General features: G+C 56.9%; 21 protein-coding genes and 1 pseudogene. 11 read left to right on the top strand and 11 right to left on the bottom strand.

What is annotated here, in order from left to right; genetic code table 11:
• From AC1DIJ_RS16265 to AC1DIJ_RS16255, 3 genes and pseudogenes are all read left to right on the top strand, one after another.
• A partial coding sequence (locus AC1DIJ_RS16265; RefSeq protein WP_477831473.1) for an integrase core domain-containing protein occupies window positions 1-116 on the top strand: 116 nt, incomplete at its 5' end.
• A gap of 272 nt (window positions 117-388) precedes the next feature.
• Window positions 389-640: pseudogene (locus tag AC1DIJ_RS16260) on the top strand (hypothetical protein); the annotation flags it as partial.
• A gap of 55 nt (window positions 641-695) precedes the next feature.
• Entirely contained in the window at window positions 696-1130 is a 435-nt protein-coding gene (locus AC1DIJ_RS16255; RefSeq protein ID WP_442208363.1) for a hypothetical protein, read from the top strand.
• Here the strand turns inward: AC1DIJ_RS16255 and AC1DIJ_RS16250 are convergent.
• The 6 genes from AC1DIJ_RS16250 to AC1DIJ_RS16225 all read right to left on the bottom strand — a co-directional run bounded on the left by AC1DIJ_RS16250 (window position 1102) and on the right by AC1DIJ_RS16225 (window position 7819).
• A complete protein-coding gene (locus AC1DIJ_RS16250) occupies window positions 1102-2001 on the bottom strand; it encodes a sugar phosphate isomerase/epimerase family protein (RefSeq protein ID WP_112389158.1) in 900 nt (299 codons plus the stop codon). The genes AC1DIJ_RS16255 and AC1DIJ_RS16250 overlap by 29 nt on opposite strands.
• Before the next feature lie 77 nt (window positions 2002-2078).
• Window positions 2079-3017: an ABC transporter substrate-binding protein gene (locus AC1DIJ_RS16245; protein ID WP_112389159.1), complete on the bottom strand. Its 939-nt coding sequence runs from the start codon at window positions 3015-3017 to the stop codon at window positions 2079-2081.
• Window positions 3018-3082: 65 nt separating this feature from the next.
• The gene (locus tag AC1DIJ_RS16240; RefSeq protein WP_112389160.1) at window positions 3083-4066 is read right to left on the bottom strand and encodes an ABC transporter permease subunit; all 984 of its coding nucleotides are present in this window, start codon (window positions 4064-4066) and stop codon (window positions 3083-3085) included.
• Window positions 4067-4095: 29 nt separating this feature from the next.
• Complete coding sequence (locus tag AC1DIJ_RS16235) at window positions 4096-5640, bottom strand: sugar ABC transporter ATP-binding protein (RefSeq protein ID WP_112389161.1); 1545 nt, start codon at window positions 5638-5640, stop codon at window positions 4096-4098.
• The gene (locus AC1DIJ_RS16230) at window positions 5637-7043 is read right to left on the bottom strand and encodes an acetate and sugar kinases/Hsc70/actin family protein (protein WP_112389162.1); all 1407 of its coding nucleotides are present in this window, start codon (window positions 7041-7043) and stop codon (window positions 5637-5639) included. The genes AC1DIJ_RS16235 and AC1DIJ_RS16230 overlap by 4 nt, the downstream gene beginning before the upstream one ends.
• The gene (locus tag AC1DIJ_RS16225; RefSeq protein ID WP_112389163.1) at window positions 7043-7819 is read right to left on the bottom strand and encodes a DeoR/GlpR family DNA-binding transcription regulator; all 777 of its coding nucleotides are present in this window, start codon (window positions 7817-7819) and stop codon (window positions 7043-7045) included. The genes AC1DIJ_RS16230 and AC1DIJ_RS16225 overlap by 1 nt, the downstream gene beginning before the upstream one ends.
• A 192-nt stretch (window positions 7820-8011) precedes the next feature.
• Here AC1DIJ_RS16225 and AC1DIJ_RS16220 point away from each other — a divergent pair, with 192 nt between their 5' ends.
• The 3 genes from AC1DIJ_RS16220 to AC1DIJ_RS16210 are packed head-to-tail and all read left to right on the top strand — an operon-like array spanning window position 8012 to window position 11212.
• Complete coding sequence (locus AC1DIJ_RS16220; protein ID WP_112389164.1) at window positions 8012-9094, top strand: class II aldolase; 1083 nt, start codon at window positions 8012-8014, stop codon at window positions 9092-9094.
• Window positions 9091-10371, top strand: coding sequence for a xylulokinase (locus AC1DIJ_RS16215; protein ID WP_112389165.1), 1281 nt, complete (start codon window positions 9091-9093; stop codon window positions 10369-10371). The genes AC1DIJ_RS16220 and AC1DIJ_RS16215 overlap by 4 nt, the downstream gene beginning before the upstream one ends.
• On the top strand, window positions 10364-11212 hold the full coding sequence (locus tag AC1DIJ_RS16210) for a TIGR01459 family HAD-type hydrolase (protein ID WP_112389166.1): 849 nt from the start codon (window positions 10364-10366) through the stop codon (window positions 11210-11212). The genes AC1DIJ_RS16215 and AC1DIJ_RS16210 overlap by 8 nt, the downstream gene beginning before the upstream one ends.
• 52 nt (window positions 11213-11264) lie before the next feature.
• Here AC1DIJ_RS16210 and AC1DIJ_RS16205 read toward each other — a convergent pair whose 3' ends face one another.
• Entirely contained in the window at window positions 11265-12491 is a 1227-nt protein-coding gene (locus tag AC1DIJ_RS16205; RefSeq protein WP_112389167.1) for an adenylate/guanylate cyclase domain-containing protein, read from the bottom strand.
• 599 nt (window positions 12492-13090) lie between these two features.
• Between AC1DIJ_RS16205 and ku (AC1DIJ_RS16200) the strand changes: the two genes are divergently transcribed.
• The 3 genes from ku (AC1DIJ_RS16200) to AC1DIJ_RS16190 are packed head-to-tail and all read left to right on the top strand — an operon-like array spanning window position 13091 to window position 15167.
• Window positions 13091-13999 carry a non-homologous end joining protein Ku gene (ku, locus tag AC1DIJ_RS16200; protein WP_477831466.1) on the top strand — a complete coding sequence of 303 codons (909 nt, stop codon included), beginning with the start codon at window positions 13091-13093 and terminating at the stop codon, window positions 13997-13999.
• Window positions 14000-14009: 10 nt separating this feature from the next.
• Window positions 14010-14822 (top strand): non-homologous end joining protein Ku, encoded by an 813-nt coding sequence (gene ku, locus AC1DIJ_RS16195; protein WP_112389169.1) that lies wholly within the window; start codon window positions 14010-14012, stop codon window positions 14820-14822.
• A gap of 3 nt (window positions 14823-14825) precedes the next feature.
• Window positions 14826-15167 (top strand): DUF982 domain-containing protein, encoded by a 342-nt coding sequence (locus tag AC1DIJ_RS16190; RefSeq protein ID WP_112389170.1) that lies wholly within the window; start codon window positions 14826-14828, stop codon window positions 15165-15167.
• 404 nt (window positions 15168-15571) lie between these two features.
• Here AC1DIJ_RS16190 and AC1DIJ_RS16185 read toward each other — a convergent pair whose 3' ends face one another.
• Together AC1DIJ_RS16185 and AC1DIJ_RS16180 are read right to left on the bottom strand one after the other, a co-directional pair.
• Window positions 15572-15784 carry a hypothetical protein gene (locus AC1DIJ_RS16185; protein ID WP_477831472.1) on the bottom strand — a complete coding sequence of 71 codons (213 nt, stop codon included), beginning with the start codon at window positions 15782-15784 and terminating at the stop codon, window positions 15572-15574.
• A gap of 39 nt (window positions 15785-15823) precedes the next feature.
• Complete coding sequence (locus tag AC1DIJ_RS16180) at window positions 15824-16084, bottom strand: DUF982 domain-containing protein (protein WP_112389171.1); 261 nt, start codon at window positions 16082-16084, stop codon at window positions 15824-15826.
• A gap of 225 nt (window positions 16085-16309) precedes the next feature.
• Here AC1DIJ_RS16180 and AC1DIJ_RS16175 point away from each other — a divergent pair, with 225 nt between their 5' ends.
• A complete protein-coding gene (locus AC1DIJ_RS16175; RefSeq protein ID WP_477831465.1) occupies window positions 16310-16546 on the top strand; it encodes a hypothetical protein in 237 nt (78 codons plus the stop codon).
• An 878-nt stretch (window positions 16547-17424) separates the two neighbouring features.
• On the top strand, window positions 17425-17796 hold the full coding sequence (locus AC1DIJ_RS16170) for a response regulator (protein WP_112389174.1): 372 nt from the start codon (window positions 17425-17427) through the stop codon (window positions 17794-17796).
• Between the two features lie 1736 nt (window positions 17797-19532).
• On the opposite strand, the gene mctP is transcribed toward AC1DIJ_RS16170, so the two are convergent.
• Both mctP and AC1DIJ_RS16160 read right to left on the bottom strand, forming a co-directional pair.
• Window positions 19533-21011: a monocarboxylate uptake permease MctP gene (gene mctP / locus AC1DIJ_RS16165; protein WP_112389177.1), complete on the bottom strand. Its 1479-nt coding sequence runs from the start codon at window positions 21009-21011 to the stop codon at window positions 19533-19535.
• Complete coding sequence (locus tag AC1DIJ_RS16160; protein WP_112389178.1) at window positions 21001-21201, bottom strand: DUF3311 domain-containing protein; 201 nt, start codon at window positions 21199-21201, stop codon at window positions 21001-21003. The genes mctP and AC1DIJ_RS16160 overlap by 11 nt, the downstream gene beginning before the upstream one ends.
• Window positions 21202-21315 lie beyond the last annotated feature (114 nt).

Here is a 21315-nt window from a genome sequence, read left to right as displayed (position 1 = left end):
CCGACACAGCTCTCCGGAAGATCGACGGATGGATTGAAGACTATAATGAAATCCATCCACACTCAGCGCTCAAAATGGCCTCCCCAAGGGAGTTCATCAAAGCATTGTCTCAATAGCTGAGCTGTCCGGCGAAATGGGGGGCACTCCATCTGGGCCATCCGCCATCCGAAGCACCTGCCGATCATAGCTGTTCTCATCGCACTCGAACCCAATCTTCGAGCGCGGTCGCCGCGTTCCTGAATTGAATTAGGGCCAGGCACGGTTTCCTACAAGTTCGGCTGCTAACCAATGTGGCCGCGCCAGGCATTGATGGCATCGCCGTCCTGTATGACTCGCCAGAAGTTGACGATGACTGACAAATGGTTCGGGATATTACTTCAGAGACTGGATGAAGAAAGCATGTGGGACGACACGGCTTTTATTGTCACCACCGACCAATGGGCACGACCTCGGCGAGCGTGGCGGTTATGGCAAGCAGTTTCCGCACTTCGATAGCCACGCCAACATCCCGTTGATGGTCTGGCATCCCCATTTGAAATGCCATGAGGGCAGGATAGAAGCTTTAACGTCGACAGTCGATATCTTCGCTTCGGTCCTGGAGATGGGCGGCGTTACAGGACCAGCCAGGTCACACTTGCGATCATTTGTGCCGCTTCTTGGAGGCGACACTTCAAGCGCACGGGACGCTGTCATCTATGGCACATTCGGACAAGGGATTTGCTGCGGCGACGACCGCCGTCCCTGCCCTTGCCACGGCGACCGATCCGATGGCTGGCATGGAACGCGACATCCGCGACGCTGCTGTGGCATCGGTCCGCGCAGCGTTTACGGGCGACCAGACCAAGGCCACGGAAGCTAGCAATCCAGCCGCCGACGCGATCGCCAAGGCGCAGAACCACGAGCAGCATATAGAGGTGCTGTTTCCCAAGCAAAGCAGCAGGCTACCGAAGCTGCCCAAACGGTCACGACCGCAGTTTCGTCCGGTGCGGTCCTGGGGTTCATCGCCCTCGCAGTGCCGCGGCGGTTCGGTTGGCACCACCCACCTCACCCGCGACGACGACATATACGTCGCCCGTTGCTTGGTCGCAGCCCAATTCGCCGCTATTTCCAGGACAAATGTTTCGCTTTAACCAACTGCGCTTTCAATTTTGCTGTCTCAAGCCCGAGTTGGATGAAGGATCGTGCATGCTTCGAAAGTGCTACATTGTCGTCCCAAAGATTTCTCCAGATTGCAGTCTTCAACGAGAGATCTCTATCCACGATGCTGGTTGAAAAGGACTCGAACGTTACGTAGTCGTCCCAACCGATTGCCACGAGCGCATCGAAAATTGCCGGAAAATCGATGTTGCCTGTCCCAAGATACCCACGATGGCTTTCGCCAATGTGCATGTAGCCGATCTTGTCGGCTGCATTACGAATCGCGAGCCCAACGTCGGCTTCCTCAATGTTCATATGGAATGTGTCGAGATGCAGCAGAACATTCGACGCGCCGGTGTCAGCGATGTACGCCAATCCTTGCGCTGCGGTGTTTAGCATATTGCTTTCGAAGCGATTGACGATTTCCAGGTTCAACGTCACCCCCGACCGGCTGGCACGCTCGGCTACACGAGATAACGTCGTCACGCTTGTGTCCCAGCCCCGCTGTGTTAGCGCCTGTTCCTGTTTTCCATGAGCTGAGCTCAGAATCCCGGCGAGCTTGGATCCACCAAGTTCACTTACGAGTGCGACGGCGCGGTCAAGGATTGCTTCGCCGTTTGCGACGACAGACGGCTCTTCGCTGGATATGTCGCCATCAAGTGGAAGCCCCATGCTGACAGCTACGTCAAGGTCTAGTTCTTTGATGCGAGAAGCCAGCCATTTGACATCAACCTGCTCCGGGTCGAGATACGAGAACTCAACGAGCTTGAAACCCAATTCATGAGAGCGAACGAGCGTCTGCTCCAGCTCGTCTTTAGAGGACCCGGCACTCCAGACAAAAGAATGAACGCCTATTTTAGCCATCGAAACAATTCCTGTTCGTTCATGAATTCGCGACGATCCGCCGATGTCGAGCATCGGCGGATCGTCTGAGGGACGGGTTAGCGGGCTGCTGTCCAGCCCTTGTAGTCCTTGATGTTGTCAGCAGTGATGAGCTGCGGATCGAGAAGTACGGTGTCTTGGGCGGGCTTTTTGCCGTTCAGTACATCGACTGCCATCTTTAGCGAGTCACCGGCCATCGTATACGGATCCTGCGATGCAGATGCTTTGATCATCGAGTTACCGCTTGCGAGCGACTTCTCGATGTCAGGTGCGCCGTCCACGGCGGTGAAGAAGAATTCGTTGCGGTTCAGCTGCTTGGCTGCAAGCTCCGCACCGATAGCTGTCGGGTCGTTGATCGCAAAGACCGCGTCAATCTTGTCGAACCGGGTGAGGAGACCCTGCATGACCGCAAGACCGCCATCGCGTGAGCCCTGAGCGTTCTGATCGTCCGACAGAATTTTAATATCAGGGCTTTTTGCAAGCACGTTCTTGCAGCCCTGGACGCGATCGATGATCGACGAGGAGGCCGGACCATTAATGATTACAACGTCACCCTTGCCCTTGAGCTGATCGACAATATAACCACAAGCCTCTTCACCGGCCTTGATATTGTTGGTCATGACCGTGACATCAGCGCCCGGCGCGGACACGTCGAAGGCGGCGACAATAACGCCGGCTGCCTGGGCCTTCTTGACAGCCGGGGCAATCGCCTTGGCGTCAACAGCGTTCAGCATGATGATGTCAACGCCGGCCGCAACGAAGCTGTCCATCTGCGAAACCTGTTTGTTGAGGTCATAGTCAGCGGAAACCGAGGTGACCTGAACATTTGGATTGATCTCCTTTGCGCGGTCTTCGATACCCTTGATCGTTGCCACGAAGAACGGATTGCCAAGCAGACCGACGGAGATGCCGATCTTTTGGAGATCCTTTGCCGATGCCGGCATCGTAATCGCGGCCGCGATGGCAGTGCCCATGAGCAGTTTAGAGAACAAACGCATACTTTCCTCCATAATGGCGCTCCCTGCGCCCGTGATCCGGTAACCCCGGTCCCTCAAGCCGCACGTCATGTGCGGCTAAGTCCTTTCAGCCTGTAGCGGTCAAGTGCCACGGCAACGATGATGACAAGTCCCTTGATGATGTACTGCCAAATGTCCGAGACACCGACGAGGATGAGGCCGTTGGAGAGCACAGCGATGATCAGTGCTCCGATCAGCGTCCCCCAGATCGACCCGACACCGCCGACAAAGCTGGTTCCGCCGAGGATGACCGCGGCGATGGCATCGAGCTCATAGGCTTGTCCGAGCTGCAGGCCATTTGCGGCATAGAGGCGTGCAGCCGACATAACGCCGCCTACGCCCGACAGCAGGCCTGACATCGAATACACAAAAAGCAGAACTAGCGGAACTTTGATCCCGGTGAGCCGAGCAGCTTCGACATTGCCCCCCACGGCATAAATCCAGGTGCCAAGCACTGTCCGCTTGAGAATGAACCAGGAGATGACGATGGTTGCGAGGGCGATGATCGCCAGCCAGGGAATGCCGAGCAGCGAACCGTTACCGATGAAGTCGAACGGAAGATCGGCGTTGAACACGGTTGTGTCATTGCCGAGAAGGCGCGCAATGCCGCGCATGGCGGTCAGCGACCCGAGCGTCACGATGAACGGTGGAAGCTTGAGAAACGAGATAATGACACCGTTGACGACGCCGCAGGCAAGTCCCACACCGATGGCGGCGGGAATGCCCAGCATACCGATATCGGGCCAAAGCGAAACGATGACGCCGACCATCGCCGACGCCGCCAGGATCGATCCGACGGACAAGTCGATGCCGCCAGTGAGGATGACGAACGTCATACCGGCTGCAAGCACTGTATTGATCGAAGCTTGCTGCGTGACGATGGACAGGTTGTTGACGCTGAGAAACCGTCCGCTCAACAGATGAAAGCCGATCGCCAAGATCACGAGCACCGGCAGCATACCGAGCGCGGTCAATGTCGATCGAAACTTTGCCTTGTTCGCATTCGTCTGTTCAGTGGGTGTTGCGGTCATATTCTCATCCCGTCTTTTTGCTTTTGGTCTCAGGCAACTTTGGATACCGAACCGGTGGAGAAGGCCATGATAGCTTCCTGGCTGATTGGCTGGTCCCGCGTCGCCAAAACCTCTCCAGCGATGCGGCCCTCGCGCATAACGAGGACGCGGTCAGCAATGCCAAGGATTTCAGGCAAGTCGCTGGAGATCACGACGATGGCGATCCCGGTCTGTGCCAGTTCGTCGATGATCCGGTAGATTTCGGATTTGGCACCGACGTCGACACCACGTGTAGGCTCGTCGAAAATAATGACCTTTGGTTTGGTTTCCAACAACCGCGCGATCAGCGCCTTTTGCTGATTGCCGCCGGAAAGCGCTCCGACGTTCACGCTTGCGCTCAGTGTGCGGATCGAAAGCGATTTTATTGCACGAGCAGCACGTTCCTTCGCAGCGGCAAAATTCAAGATGCCTCCGCGGCCAGCATCCTTGCCAATGACACCGATATTGATGTTTTCGGTTATCGTCATGTCAAGGAAAAGGCCGAGACCTTTCCGGTCTTCCGTCAGATAGACAATACCCGCATCCATTGCGTCCCGCGGACCGCCGATTGCGAGTTCAACACCTTCGAGCGTGACCGTGCCTGTCGCCTTGCGATCGGCTCCAAAGATGAGGCGTGCAAGCTCAGTGCGTCCCGAACCGACAAGGCCGGCGATGCCAAGCACTTCGCCTGCCTTCGCGTCGAATGAGCAATCATGCACGCGGCGGCCGTCGCCCAAGCCCTTAACCGACAGAATGGTCTTGGCGGCTTGCTGTGGAGCGCCGTGCTCCTTCTTGTAAAACGAGGATAGGTCCCGGCCCACCATCATGGAAACGAGCTTTTCAGCCGAGAGATTCTCGCGCTCTAGCGTTCCGACATACGCGCTGTCCCGCAGGACGCTGACGCGATCGGCGAGTGCGTAGATTTCTTCCATTCGATGGCTGATATAAATGATGGCGATGCCGCGTGCCTTCAGCCCGCCGATGACTTGGAATAGCCGCTCCGTTTCCCTCGAGGTTAGGGAAGTCGTCGGCTCGTCCATGACAATGATTTTGGCATTCGTCGTCAAAGCACGGGCAATTTCCACCATCTGCCGCTCGCCAAGAGATAGCGTCGCGACGAGTTGAGACGGACCAAAGGAAATACCCAACTGCTTGAGGATCGGCGCAACCTTTGCGCGGGCGGCGGCCTTGTCGACAACGCCGTAGCGAGAGGGCTCGGCCCCAAGAAACATATTTTGGGCAACCGTAAGATTGGGTGCGAGCGAAAGCTCCTGGTAAATGACAGAGATACCGTTGGCCTTGGCCTTGATCGGATCTCCAGCAACGATGGGCTTACCGTCCACCAGAACCGCGCCGCCGGGGTCGGCCGTATACGCGCCGGAAAGCACTTTCATCAACGTCGACTTGCCGGCGCCGTTTTCCCCCATGAGAGCGTGAACCTCACCTGGATATACGGTGAGCGAAACATTCGTCAGCGCCTTCGTGCTTGCGAAGGTCTTGCTGATGTTCCTCATCTCCAGCACAGGCCCAAGAGTTTTGGTGTCGGTTGCGCTCATGCGTGAAGCTCCTTCTTGGGCGTCGCCATATCGGGTCCTTCGATTTCCACCAAAGCGCGCCACGTGTCGGCATAAGCCTCAAGCCCGAAAAGTTGCAGCGGTTCAGCCATCTTCGTCTTGTTTGCGAACGGCTTTTTACTCATCGTTTCGAAGACCAGTGCAGCCGCACCGAACGCGCTGCCTTCGGCAGTCGCGCTGGTGAAAATGGCTTGGGAAGGCCGCAGTTGCGCGAGAAGCCCGGCATACAGACCTGTTTTTACAAGGCCGCCGTCGATAACGATCGGGTTAGTCGACCGGATCAGATCGAGTGAGAAATTGGTCATTAGTGCGACGTAGAGTAGCGCGGCGGCTGCACGTTCTTCACCGTCGATCTCAGGGCCGACAAATCGTCCCTCGCAACCTTGCATCGGGCCGCCAGGTGCAAACGATGGCAGTGCAAATACTCCCTTGGCGATAACCCGGGAGAGCGCATCGATACTCACGCTCCTGTTCCAACCTCCGCTGGCAAGATCATACTCCCTGCCGCCCATGAACCTGATCGTTGGGGTAGGCTTGCCGTCTACAGTGACGTTGGCGAGCATGTCTCGATGTTCATCAAGCGCTTCTAGAGGACAAGCGGAATTGAATATGACCACCCAAGTGCCGGTCGATACCAGCGTGAAATCATCAAAGCCGATAGAGCGGTAGTAATAAAGAGCGGAGTTGCTGTCGTGGACGCCATTGTGGACCACTATTGAGCCGGCAGAGTCGCCTCTTTCAAGAGCGTCCCATTCGCCGAGCGCCGTCCCTGCCCGCTCGAAACTCGGCATTTTTTCTCGCCAGCCTCGACTATCGACCAGACTGCTGAAGTCGTCCTTCAGCGGTGCCCACAGGTGGGAATGGCATCCGACGTAGGAAACTTCGGAGACCATTTTGCTGGAAAACTTCCAGGACCAGAATTGCGGATAAGGCAGGATGGCTTCAACGCGCCGGAAGTCGTCCGGGTTCCTAGCCTCCAACCAAAGCATGTGTCGTCCGTAATTGAACCCAAGGGGCAACCGAGGAGAGTAGGTTTCGTTAAATGGTGGGACTAGCATGTCAATGCGACCTGCAAGCGGCTGTGGAGGTTCTTGCTCATAGTCGAGGATCGGGTGAACGAGACGACCCTGTTCCACGAGTGCAAATGTGCACCCGTGGCCCGAGAACATGACGTGCCCGACGCCATGGTCTTCAATCGCCTTCGATAGCGTTATCTTCATCCAGCTGAAAAGAGCATCGTCATCGAGCACGCGAAGGCCTGCATGCTCGATCCAAAGGGGTTTTGTGCGATCTTCCGACAGCACTGACCCATCCTCCCCGAAAATAAAGAGCTTGGAGTTCGTTTTGCCAAGATCGAATACCGCAACTGATCTCGAAGCCGTCATCACTGTCCTCCGAGAGTGGCGATCATGATCGTGACGCCGGCATCTTCAAGCATCTTCGCTCCGGCGTCGGAAAGTCCATCATCGATAACGATCGTACCAATCCTTGAAAGGGGGAGGACGATGTTGCGTGGCTGGATCGAAAGCTTCCTACTGTCGGCCAGAAGCACGATCTCGTCGGCGCAGCTGCTGAGCTCGCCGATGGCCTTGGTCAGGAGGGGATGCGATTCCAGAAGACCTTCGCTGCCAATGCCTTGCGTACCGAGAAAGAACCGGGAGGCAAAGAAGTCAGGCGCTCCAGCCGACGCGTCATGGACAATGCCAGGTTCGCGGTACAGAACTCCGCCCGCCAGTGTCAGATTGCAGGTGCCGTGCTCGCCAAGGTAGGCCGCGAGCGGCATTGAATTGGTATAGAGCCGGACATTTCGGCGCGCCAACTGCAAGCCGAGTTGATAGCAAGTCGATCCCGCATGGACGATGATCGAGTCGCCGTCACGAACGAGGCTCGCAGCCTTCTCCGCAATCGCCCGCTTGGCATCGACTGCGATGTCCCGGTTCTCATCGTAGGGCCGCGCCGACAACCGTGCCGAAGCTGACGATTCATTCGCCGATATCCCACCATAAACTTTTCGAGCGACGCCGGTCTCATCCAGCTTGTCGATGTCACGGCGGATCGTCGCCGGAGAAACGCCAAGGCGCTCCTGCAAATCTCGGACAGACGCAAACGGCCTCTCGCGAAGTAGCTCCGTGATAAGACGATGTCGATCGGAATCGTTCAATTCAATCCTCCGTGACGCTTCTCCCTCAGCGTCAATGAGGAACAATAATCACAGCGTCGCTTACATCGCAATACCGAAGCTTACATTTCTTCACGGTTGACGACGTTCAATCATATAAATAGGATCACGAAAAAGTTTGCTCAAAAAAGCAGATGCCGGAGCGAGCATGTTTCAACTTGGGAGGAAAGAGACGTGTCAAAAACCGACTTGAGGGGTACAGCGCCTTTCAAATCCTTCCTTCGCTTGTCGCGCGAGATTGGAAATGACATCCTCAAAACCCAAGGCGCGGGCGGGAACACGTCCATCAAGCAGGACGGCGTTATGTGGGTGAAGGCCTCCGGCACGTGGCTCTCCAAAGCCGAAGATCAAGACATAATGGTTCCCGTCGTCGTCGATCCGCTGGTGAGAGCCTTGCGCGATAGCGATCCGCGCGCGGAGAAATCCACCGATTTCATCGTTTCCGAGCTGAACTCCACCGGTTTACGACCATCGATTGAAACGAGTTTCCACGCTGCACTCGGCAGTCCGGTGGTCGCGCACTATCACTGCGTGAACGCGATAGCACTTTCTGTTCTAGAGGATCGCGAAGAAGAACTGAGTGCACGAATGAGCCTTCTCACGGACCTCAAATGGGGCATGATACCCTACCGGCGTCCGGGGACGCCGCTCGCACGCGAAATCGAGAAAGCCGCAGCGTCGAAGCCCGATGTTCTCATCCTTTTCAATCATGGCATAATCGTCTGCGGCGACTCGGTCGAAGACGTGGCGGCGAGAATAAAAAGGGTGACGGATGCTCTGACGTCTGAGCCACGTCAATCTGGTGGGTTGGATATCGAAGCGCTGACGACGATGGCGCAAGGATCGAACTTTCACCCTGCTCAAGACATTAGAAGTCACTCGATCGCTCTGTCGGAGACCAACCGATCGGCCGCGCTTGGCGGCTCCCTCTATCCTGATCACGTGATATTTCTCGGCACCGAAATTGGTGTGCTTGAAGACGGGAAAAGCGCGACGGACTATGAGGCCGCGTTGACACGAGAAGGACGCAATATTCCCAAAATGATCCTGGTTCCCGGTAAGGGCGTCCTGCTCTCCAGCGCCCTTACCGCCGGTGGTGAAGTCATGGCCCGGTGCCTCGCCGAAGTCGTCAGCCGAATTCCGGAGGGCAAAGCCGTGGCCTATCTTTCCAAGAGTGACGAGCATGAGCTCACTCATTGGGAGGCCGAGCAGTATCGCCAAGCACTCGACCGCGGCTCCGTGAGGCAGCCTGCGTGACCAAAAACTCGAGCCAGGCCGTTGCACTCGGCATCGACATCGGCACTTCGGGCGCTCGCGCCTCTGCCATCGACGGAGACGGCAATCAAGTAGCCTTCGCTTCATCACCCTTCAGATCGCCAGACGAACTTCGCCAACCACAGGCATGGTGGATCCGGGTGCAGGAGGCGTTACAAGCCTTAGCCCAGAAGGTGGATTTCACCTCTCTAAAAGGTGTGGCCGTCGATGGCACCTCCGGGACCGTGCTGGCACTCGACGCTTCGAACGAGCCCAACGGATCGGTGCTCATGTACAATGAGCCCTGCCCCGACATTGCGGTGGTTGAGCGGATCGCTGCAAACGCACCACCAGGCGCAACCGCGACCGGTGCGAATTCCGGTCTTGCACGCGCCGTCCACCTTTCGAAAGCTCCGGCTGTCGCAACCGTGGTGCACCAAGCCGACTGGATTTTGATGAAGCTCGGGTGCCCCGGTCGGATCAGCGACGAAAACAACGCGCTCAAGACGGGATACGACCTGGACCGAGAATCTTGGCCGGCTTGGCTTGAGGCCGCCGATATGGATATTTGTAAACTCCCCGCCGTTCATCGTGCAGGCAGGCCAATCGCATCGGTCGAAGGCTATCTGCGCCAGCTTGGAGTACGGGAATCGGCCAAGTTTCACGCGGGAACGACGGACGGGTGCGCGTCATATCTAGCGACAGGCGCGTCAAGTATTGGCGACGCCGTGACTGCCCTTGGCTCTACGATTGTACTCAAACTTGCGTCTGACAAACCGATCAACGCCCCGCAATACGGCATCTATTCCCATCGTGTTGGTGACTTCTGGCTGGTTGGCGGCGCGTCGAATAGCGGTGGCAATGTCTTGCGCGCTATGATTGGAGACGAGCGCCTGGACGAGCTGACACGCACGATCGATCCTGAACGATGGTTGGGTCTGGATTTCTATCCGCTTCTGCGCCCCGGTGAGCGATTTCCTTTCAACGACCCGCACTACTTGCCGCGCCTCACTCCTCGACCCGCTGACGAAGGCATGTTCTTTCAGGCTCTCCTGGAGGGGATGACGGAGATCGAACGGCTCGGTTACGAACGGCTGCGCGAACTCGGTTCTCCTATTTTGGCAAGCCTCAGAACCGTTGGCGGCGGGGCGAAAAATCCGGCTTGGACAAGAATGAGGGAAAAAGCGCTGGGCATCGATATATTGCCAGCCAAGTCAGTCGAAGCCGCGACAGGTACCGCCGCGATGGTTCTATCCCACCTGGACGACGAAAATGCGTGAACCGCTACCGATCACCCTGGAACAGCTATCGGACCGATACGATGTCTTTTTTGTCGACCAGTTCGGAGTACTAAGAGACGACACCGGTCCCTACGAAGGAGCTATCGAGGCGTTGTCTCGATTGGCTACCGCAGGCAAGATGATAGTCATCCTTTCTAATTCGGGAAGAAACGGCGAATACAACTCCGAACGCCTGGTCAAGCTAGGTTTTGCGGCGGACAGCTTCGACTTTTTTGTAACCTCGGGCGATGTCGCTTACGAGGTGCTTTCCTCCCCCGGATCGACGATTGTTCGCGGTTCGACCTGCCTCACGATTTCAAGCGGTGGAGATCGAAATCTTGCCGACCGTCTTGGCCTCGTCTCCACCGAACACGCATTGGATGCTCAGCTCATCATAATTTCGGGCAGCGAGTCTGAGCGCATCGCGATGGATGATTACCGCGAAATGCTGCGTCCCGCTGCTGAGAAACACATTCCCTGCGTTTGTACCAATCCCGACATCCACAAGCTCCACAATGGAGCTACCCTCGCAGGAGCAGGGAGCATAGCCCGGCTTTACGAGGCATTGGGCGGAACGGTGACGTGGCTTGGCAAGCCACATCCCGAGATCTACGAGCATGCTGTACGCATCGCCGGCATTAACGATCGACGCCGCGTTGTCTGCATTGGTGACAGCATCGAGCACGACATCCTCGGCGCGAAAACGTCCGGCTTTGATTCCGCGCTTGTCCGTACCGGAATACTCGCGGAGAACACTGACGAGCAACTGGCGCATTTGTTCAATTCGGTTCGCGCGGAAGCAACCTATATAATGCCGGCTTTTAGGAACCTTGGGACATAGTCGGCAGCTAAGCGCTAATCAGGAGGTGCGAGCGCCTGTCCTGAGCAAAATGTCAGGCGGTTGATGGATCGGCAATTCCATACACCCTTACCGGCGACGCGAGGCCCCTAAGGGAATGCGACCCGAGCTCCACAAATGTTTCGTTCAGGCTAGCTGAATGCACGAAATCGGAAGATAGAAGGACGGGCCGCTCGAGCAATTTCGTAAGCTCCTCTAACCGGGAGGCGACATTGACTGCAGGACCAATCGCTGTGAAATCCAGCCGCTTTCGAGAACCGATGTTCCCATACATGACATCGCCAACGTGAACGCCGATTCCATACCTTAGTGGCGTTTTCCCCCTACCTGCTAGCTTGAGGTTTAAGTCGTCCATGCGCCTGCGACCGTCTTCGATGGATTGCAGGAGGTCTGCGCAGGCGTTCGGATTATCCAGTGGAAAGATAGCAAGGAGTCCGTCGCCCATGAATTTCAAGATTTCGCCGCCTCTGGCTTCTATGGGTTCGCATAAGGCATCGAAATAGCCATTGAGAATTTCGATAACTTCATCGCGCGGCCAAAGATCGGATAGCGCCGTGAAATCGCGGAGGTCGCAAATCATGATCGCGGCGCTCACGGTCTTGCCGCTGCCGCGCGTCGTGGCACCCGCAAGAATTTCGGCGCTCGCATGTGGGCCCACGTAAGTCTCCAACAAGGTGCGAGCCATAGCGTTTTTCATCCGGATTTCGCTGACCAAGGCGAGCGCGGGTAACAGATCCCGCAGGTAGTTCACCTCGTGTTCAGAGAACCCGCCAACTTGCCTGGTCGCGAAAGTTATGACATGGCGTTTGCCCAATGTGTGATCGATCGGCCAAGCGACATAGTCGGTGAACCCTTCTCGACGAAGCTCATCGAAGAGTTGAAACTGGCCCATGCCATCGTCATGCCGGTCGAGGCGTTGCCGAACTTCAGATGCTCCATTGTAAATTTCCGTGGCCGGTCTACGAAGGAACATCTCGGTAGTATCAACGTCGTAGTCGAACGTGTCGATATGGGCGTTTTGTACACCCGGCAGCCACAGGATCCTCGCACCTTGCCACTGCGGGTGCTGGATCCTGAGGTGAAGCGAAGACCTAGCGACCGGAACACCGCCAGCAACCAGACGCTCGCACAAATCGACGAGAAGATTGTCAAGAAATCGCTGGGAATAGGTCTCGTTTACGAGCCAGTCGAGAACAGCACGACGCTCTAAGGGCCATTTTCCGTCGGTCGTGCCTGGTGGGAAATGCGAAATATTGTACACCGAAATTCTCCTAAGACCACATTCTAGGCGCGTCACTTGATCGGGGAAAGAAAATTATGCCGGGTGTTTTGCTTCCGATCCTTTGCATACCAGCGTTGGCGCACGACTTTCGATCGGCAGCGCGCAGCTGCTAAGTTCGATACCGGATCGAGGATGGGGGCGCTGCATTGTTCGTTTGTCGGCGACACGAGCGAAGAAGCGCCGATTTCAACTGACGCGTGGATCTCATGCTGCCGCGCGTCAATAAATCCAGGAAAATAGCGCCGGTGGAGGAGGCGCTAAAAGTGATGCTCGGAATTGAGCATAGGAGTGGACAGGAGGACGAAGACGGACCTGCGTCAAAACCAATAGGTTGGTCTCGGCTCCTGGGCGCCTGCAGCGGTACCGGCTCCCTCGCTTACCGGTGGAGCGGCCGTACCTTGCGTACGGGCCAGCAGCTGCTCTTGCCGTCGTTACACGAGACCGACGCCCCAGCATTTCGGCGTGAATCAATTTCCTAAGAAGATTCCATAAGCCATTGAAAAATGATTCGTTTTGAGTCGGAACGAATCACGCTCGCACGTCTTTGAGTCGCGTATTAGTGATTCGGAGTATGGCGTATGGCATCGGGACATAGAGCGCAGTGGAAGGGCTTTCTCAAGTTCGGCGAAGTAAGCTGTGGCGTCGCCCTTTATACCGCGGCCAGCACGTCAGAGCGCATCACCTTCAATTCCATCAACAAGGTTACGGGCAACCGGGTCAACCGCGTCTTCATCGACAGCGAGACCGAAGAACGTGTCGAGCGGGAAGACCAGACTAAGGGGTTTGAGATTGAAAACGGCCAGTACATCGTCATAGACCCGGAGGAAGTTGCCGCAACGATCCCCGAGAGCAACAAGACGCTGGATGTTCAAGCCTTCATCCCGAGTTCGGAAGTCGATGATATCTATTTCGACAAGCCCTACTATCTGACGCCGGACAAGATGGGCGCTGAGGCCTTCGCGGCCCTCAGAGACGGGATGACGAAGTCGAAGGTCGCCGCTATCGCGAGGGCCGTGCTGTTTCGGCGGATGCGAACCGTCCTCATCCGGCCGCAAGGCAACGGTCTAGTGGCAACCACGCTGAACTACCACTACGAGGTCCGATCTTCCAGGAAGGCATTCGAGGAAATGCCGAAGCTGAACATCGAGGGCGAGATGCTAGCGCTCGCCAAGCACATTATTGGCACAAAGCGGGGCGAGTTCGATCCGGCGTCATTCGAAGACCGCTACGAGGCGGCGCTTGCCGAGCTGGTGAAGGCAAAGATCGAAGGTAAGGYGCTGCCGAAGCGCAAGAGCGTCGAGGTTTCCAAGCCGAGCGACCTGCTTGCCGCCCTACGCAAGAGTGCGGGGCTAATGAAGACCGCCTCTCACAAACCGAAACGCACTGCGGCCAATGCCAATGCTGGCACTGGCAGGCAGCGCGCCGCGCGCGGAGCAGCCGAAAAGGCCGCCTCCTCCAAGGCTGTTCCGCAGCGCAAAGCAAGTTAGGAGCTAGAAAATGGCACTTCGCCCCTACTGGAAAGGGTATTTGAAGCTCTCGCTGGTCACCTGCCCGGTGAACATGACCCCGGCGACCTCGGAGTCGGAAAAGGTGCGATTCCACACGCTAAACAGGCTCACCGGAAACAGGGTAGTCTCGCAATATATCGACTCCGTCACTGGCAAGCCGGTCAAGGACGGGAACGATGCCAAAGGATACGCTCGGGGTGAAAATGATTACGTCATACTCACCGACGAAGACCTTGACGCGGTGGCACTCGAGACCGTCAAGACGATCGACATAGAAAAGTTCGTTCCCGCGGACAGCATAGCTTCCGTCTATCTGGAGAAGCCGCATTACCTTATGCCGGACAATTCGGTGGGCAACGAGGCTTTTGCCGTCATCCGCGACGCAATGAAAGCCGACAAGGTCGTCGGAATATCGAAGCTCGTTATCGGGCGGCGTGAGCGGGCCGTGATCCTCGAGCCCCGGGAAGAAGGCATCGTCCTTTGGTCGTTGCGGTTCGGCGATGAAGTTCGCCCGGAAGAATCCTACTTCGAGGACATCGACAACGAGGCCGATCCCGATTTGATCCCACTCGTTCAGCAACTCATCAAGAAGAAATCCGCGCATTGGTCACCCGACATGGCCAGCGACCCCATACAGGATAGCCTTCTCAAGCTTATTGCCGAGAAGAAGAAAGCGATGAAGCCTTCCAACAAGACGGCAAGGGGCAAGCCGGATGCTTCGGCAAAGTCCAACGTCATCAACATCATGGATGCACTTCGCAAATCAGTTGCGGCAGAATTGAAGTCAGGAAAGGCAAGGTGAGCGATGGACGGCATCCTTGTGACGTCGATCAAGGAGATCGCCGTTGCCCTGCCCGGCAACCAGCATTTTGCGACCGCATCCACGATTTCAGGACTTTTGGGCATTCTGACTTCTGAGAAATGGCCGCGTCGAGTCAACGACATGTCATGGCGGCACGCATTCGCCGCCGGCTTGCGATCGCTACAAGGCGAGCTTGAGCCGGCGCAGGCCCGGAGGGCCTTCGTCGCTGCCGCTTGCGATGCACACCTCAAAGTCCTGCCTGACGACGAACAGCTAATCAGAAATCGGAGGGGTGCGAAGAGGAGACGTTCGCCGGTTAGCTGGAGGCATCCTGAGGTAGGATAGGCAAGGCGGACAATTCTCGCCGTGATGAAAGGCGAACGAAAGGTATCTGACGACCTTTCAGGCGGCAGACACCGAGGAGCGCGATCGCGAGCTGGCCAAGGAACCGCAACGCCGTTTCCGCCTCTTCCACCAAAATCATGTGTCCGACGCCCTTCACCACCTTCAAGGTCAAACCCGGCCGCTTCCAGCTGGCGCGCGGCCGATGTCGAGGCGGTGGGTGGAATTGTTCGGTCCGCTGAGCCAGTAAGAGCGCTGAGGTTCCGTGTTCGGAACGACCCAGATGGCGCGAGTGGCAAGTGTCCGGCGAAGCTCACCAAAGCGCCGATCTTCCACCGGCCAGACGCTACCGCATCGAGCGAAGGCGCCAGCGTTGAAGAGAACTCTTTGCAGCTGCGCTGGCCGAACTAGCACCCCACCCGGCTCAACGATCTTGACCCGATGCGGAGAGCCGCGAGTTCGTAGAAATAGCGATTTTGAGAATCCCTCCAAGGCAAACTTTGAAGCGTTTTATAAGTAATCATAGGAAGGCCGACGACGCCAGCGCCGGAGCTTACGTTGATGTAGAGGCCTGAACGGTTTTCGCGAAAATGTGGAAGGGTTTCGCGAACAACGTCCATGACCCCGAACAAGTTGACGTCGAACTGCTCCTTCGCCCATCAATGCACGATCGTGATTACTCCCACGCCGACCTCTTCCGCGGCTTTGATGAGCGCCCGCCTCGCGAGTTCAGGAGCAACCTCACCGAGCTTAGCGTCTAGACACGCCTTGATCGCGATGACGTAGTCTTCACCGTCCTCGTCAGGCCATAGGTTCAGCAGCACTGTGGCCATGTCGTCGAGCGTCCTGATCTTGTACGCCTCGCGATCCTCCAGCACCAACATCAGCGTCGAAAACTCTTGCGAGCTGTACCGGTTCATGACACTAGCGCTCCATCACCTTTACCCAATGGAAACCGTGCAAGAACCGTTCCCGTTTGGATCGACGCTGGACGAGATCGGTTTTGTGCCGGCGGCGAAACGGTGGTCATTCGCTCCCGCCGCAGTTCGAGCCATCGCAACCGGCCCCCGAAATCCTCCCCATTTGACAGCGAGTGTTGCCACTGCGCTATAGTCGATACGGTGACAGAAAGCTGGGGGAATGACATGGCGACGACCGATTGGCCGAGAGAGCCGTTGACTGCAGAAACGATGCTGGTACTGGATCGCATCCCGTCCGATTGGTGCGCGGAGCGTTCTTGTGACAAGGGCAGCGACGAAGGTCAKGTCACAGCGAAGATGCTGGTCGACTGGTTCGAATTCGGCATCCACGATGAGCGGGAGTTGGCGCGGCTTGTTCGTGATACCGCGATGCTGGACCTCAAGACGCCTGAGCGGCCTTGACGATGAGGGGCTTTTCCCTTTCCTTCATTGCCGATCCCGATCACAACGCTGGCGGGACTTCCCGCACAAGCGCAATCGTCTCAACTCCATACCATGCTGGATAGGATCGCGGGCACTCTGGACGTGTCGAGTATACTATATATGAAGGGAGGCAAGCTGTCGGGTTGCCAGCTCGTGTTCGATGCCATGATCCGCGACTACTCCTATCGACAGGACCGCTTTATCAAAGTTTCCGGAGGTGTCGGCTTCATGCACAACGGCAGCTCCGAACCGCCGCTGAGATAGATCGTGAAGGTGGTCGTCACCGAGGTAGCGCAGGTGAATGGGGAAACTGGCAGCCGACCGCTTCGGCGGCGCGGCCGCCAAGGAGGCATTTCGGAGCGGCAACCCGCTTCCTACGGCCCTTAGGAAATATCCTGAGGCCCATATCCGGATGAGAGACGACTTCAGCAAGCTGATGGCCTCAGGCATGTCAACATTCGACGTGCGAAAACGGGTAGATGCCACGTTGGGCGTCGAGTTTCGAAGGAAGGAACCAATTTGAGCAATCGCGCAAACGCCTCTGCGGACCTTTGTAAGCGGCGCGCTACCTTAGAGGCTCTAGCCCCTGTTTTTTGCCATTCTAAAGGCTGCCTGTCCTGATCTACGTCGCGGACTGAGTAGATGGCAGCATCGAGGACACTGGCATGTCTCCGATGTGAGCGCTTGCGATGCGCGGCTTTTACGGTACCGATGCCCGTTTTCGGGCTGAGAAGGATTAAGCTTCGGGCTCTACGCCATTTCTGGGTCGATCCCTGATATCAGGATCGGGGTAACACAAATAGTTAGAGGTTTTCCCCGATTTTGCCACCCTCACCTTCACGCACCCTGGAGACTGAATGACCCTCGCACGCATTTTAACAGTTGACGACTCTGCTAGCATTCGCCTTACGATCAATGTCACACTTTCCAACGCAGGCTACTCCGTCGTCGAGGCCAGCGACGGCGCTGAAGGTCTAGCCGCAGCGCAACAGGACGTCTTCGACCTGATCATCACCGATCTAAACATGCCCGGCATGGATGGCTTGCAGATGATCGAAGCAATCCGGAAACAGCCAATCGGAGCGGGCGTCCCGATAATCTTCCTGTCGACGGAATCCGATGGCGATGTGAAGGCACAGGCCAAGGCGGCCGGAGCGACGGGGTGGTTGACAAAGCCTTTTGATCCCGAAACCCTGATCAAGATCGTGCGCAAGGTTATCGGTCGTTAGCGGCTAGCCGATTTCATCAAGTACGGAGTTAGCGTGCGACGCGTTCAGGTTTCAGGCCGGGCCAGAACTGCTATGATCTCGCCGATCATCGCTTCGTTGCCTTTGCCATCCGGATGGTAACACCACGCGGTTGCTCGACCGGATGCGGCACGGCGGGAGAACGCTACGAAGGGTTCGTTCGCTGGGATGAAAGCTCCTACGTAGCATCCAACAGGTCTTCCGGGCGCGTCGCCAGGAGTGAGACCTGATGTGGCCAGACCGTGAAAGATTTTTGCTGATGTCTGAGACTGCCGCGAGCAGCTTTCGATTGATACTGGTCACCCAGCGACAAATTAGTCCGCCCCTCGCTTCTGCTCTCGTTGAAGTCGGTACTTCCCATCATCGGTCACGAAGCCGTCGGCAACTGGCATCCAGCCGTGAGACGATTCTTCTCCTGCGGAGAAGGACAGATAAATCTCGGAAATCTGCCAAAAGGTAATTTGGTCTTTCGGATAGTGGCGCTGCAATCTTGAGAGAGTTCAAGGACGTTGGCATCGTCATAAGCGTTCAGTGCGCCCCCCCGCCAAGCGTTCCGGGAACTGCACCACTCACTGTGTGGTCATAATGAACCTCTTCAACGCATACATGATGGAGTGGCTAAAACGAAGTTTCGAGATAAGCACGGTGTCAGGTGAACTTTTGGCTATTGGATTTTGTTGTGGAATAGCCAGCGTCGAGCGTCCGTTTTTGATCGGCCTCGCGCCTCACATGGACTTCCCCGGCGTCTGACCGGATAGCAACTGTGAGGCGGGGCCAGAGTCTAGGACTTGGGCAAGTCCGCCGTATTGATCCTAAATCAGTTTTTCTGCTCTGATCCTGCTCGACGTGATCGATTTGTGATATGAGATCGGCGAAGGGGTTGTGATCGGAAGTTTCGGGTCCGTAGAACGAGTAAGGCCGTCGATGAAGTGTTCGTCGCCGGTATGGAGATCGAAACTCGGGCGTGCGGTGATATCGCGCTGAATCATGTTTTTCGCTTTTAGTGATTTGGCCACGAAACGCATCAACCCGAGATAGGTTCTAGTTGTGGGCGTTTCCCTCATGTACCGTCAATTTCCCAAGAATTCCCCGGCGTTGCCAATAGGGTTGCTGCAGGGTCTGTACGGTCAGCCCGGGAGTTCCCCGCTCCGCTGGACTTTCGTTAATCCGATTTCGAGGACGGCGTCCATATCGCGCCTGAGATCGCCGTTAGACGCTTGGTAGCGCGCTATCGACGGCCTGGCCATCATAGCCAAATACTGCAGGCTCTCGACTGCATCGTCTGTTACAGCGTTGATACCAGCAACCCAAGCTGCTCGGAATAGGTCGGTGTCGAGTTGTTCGCGGGGCATTGGCTTTCCTGTTTGGACATTAATCGTCTAGGCACTGATAGGTTCCTCCAGCACCGAATTGCGTATCCCAAAAATCGCCCTGACGGCCGTTGACGACTGAATCTCGCGTGCCTAAAAGGCCGGCGTTGCGCTTCGCTGAGAAGGCGACCACGGGGAGGTTCGGTTTTACGAGGAGACCGAACCTCTGCCGACCTTAGGCCGCCGGGCCACGGTTGCCGACCATCTCGGAACAGTGTCCAAGATAGCAGCGAAGGCCCTATCCAGAATGCTGGGCTAGCAGACACCCGCGCATGCTGGGCGAAGCGGTGGCGATGAAGGCACGCCTTTTACCAGCGCGCCTTCACCATTGTCAGAAATCGCCAAACTTCAGTGCGCGGTCGAGACTGAACGCTTGGCAGTCAAAAGGTTCAGAACGACGGCGATCAGGATATTGGCGGCAAGAGCGAGCAGGCCCGTGTACATCGTAAAGCTGACGTCCCCGATCGCGACCAAGTGGAGAGGCTTCCACCCCGCGTCCCAAACCAGATAAGTCCCCCCGAAGAACCCGACAAACCAACCTGCAAGCAAGGCCGGGGCACGGAACCAGTTCGTATACAGGCCGAAGACCAGCGCCGGGAGGGTCTGCAATATCCAGATGCCGCCGAGCAGTTGCAGGTCGAGAGCAAACTGCGTTGGCAGGAACAAAATGACAAGCAGAGCACCGATCTTGACGACCAGCGAGGTGATCTTGGCGACCTTCGCCTCACCCGCATCGCTGACATGGGGGTTGACGTAGGCCTTCCAGAAATTGCGCGTGAAGAGGTTGGCCGCGCCGATACTCATGACAGCCGCCGGTACGAGTGCGCCGATGGCGATCGCCGCAAAGGCGAAACCGGAGAACCATCCCGAAAAGAGGGTTTTGAACAGAGCCGGGACGACGTCGTTGGCGCTGTCAAGCTTGAGGCCGGCTGCGTGTCCCATATAGCCGAGCAGGGCCAACAGTCCGAGCAGCAGGGTATAGGCGGGCAGCAGCACGGCGTTCTTTCGGATCGTGTTGCCACTGTTGGAGGCGAAGATGCCGGTCAGCGTGTGGGGATACATGAAGGCCGCGAGCGCCGAACCGAGCGCCAGCGTCGCATAGGCTACATATTGGTTGCCACCGAGCAGCAGGTTGCCGGAACCCTTTGCCTGGAAGGCAGCGTCCGCCGAAGCGAAAACATTGGCATAGCCTCCGAGCTTCGAGGGAATGAGCGCCACGGCCGCGATCACCACGATATAGATCATGATGTCCTTGACGAAAGCAATCAACGCCGGAGCACGCAGGCCTGCAGAATATGTATAGAGCGCCAGCACAATGAATGCGATAGCCAGCGGAAGCTCGCCGTGAAGGCCAAGCCCCTTGAGGACAGCGGTCATGCCGACCAGCTGAAGAGCGATGTAAGGCATCGTCGCGATAACGCCAGTGGCTGCGACCGCAAGCTCAAGGCCTCGCGAGCCATACTGGCCATGCACGACGTCACCTGCAGTCACATAGCCGAAGTCCTTGGCACGCTTCCAGAGAACCGGCATGACCATGAAGACGAAGGGGTAGACGATGATCGTGTAAGGCAATGCGAAGAAGCCATAAGCACCGACCGTGTAAACGAGCGCCGGCACCGCGATCACGGTGTAGGCCGTGTAGAAGTCGCCGCCGACCAGGAACCAGGTGATCCACGTTCCGAACGAGCGGCCGCCAAGGCCCCATTCGTCGATATGGGCAAGTGTTTCGGGCTTGCGCCAACGGGCTGCGACGAAGCCCATGACAGTGACCAGAATGAAAAAAAAGATGAAGACGGCCAGCGCCGTGGTGTCGATCTCAGTTGTCATGGCGCACGCTCCGATAGGCGATCCAGATCAGGAAAGCAGTGATCGGCACCCACGCGAGCTGGTACCAGTAAAAGAACGGAAAGCCGAAAAGCGACGGCTCACTGAAATTGTAGAAAGGCACCCATAGGAGCCCAATATACGGAATTACCAGCAGCCAGAGCGCTGCTTTACTGGTGGGTTTAGTGTCCACGACATCGATCCTCTCGAAAACCGGCCCAAAATCAGCTTTGGCCGGAGAGGCACCGATCGTCAGTGTATCGGCCTATGGCCGCACGCAACGCGAGTTCCTCCCCAGGCACAGGTC

It is taken from the genome of Rhizobium sp. 10N427 (assembly GCF_056394605.1).
Note: the sequence above shows the minus strand (reverse complement) of the source record. Positions and strands in the feature narration are given on the sequence as shown.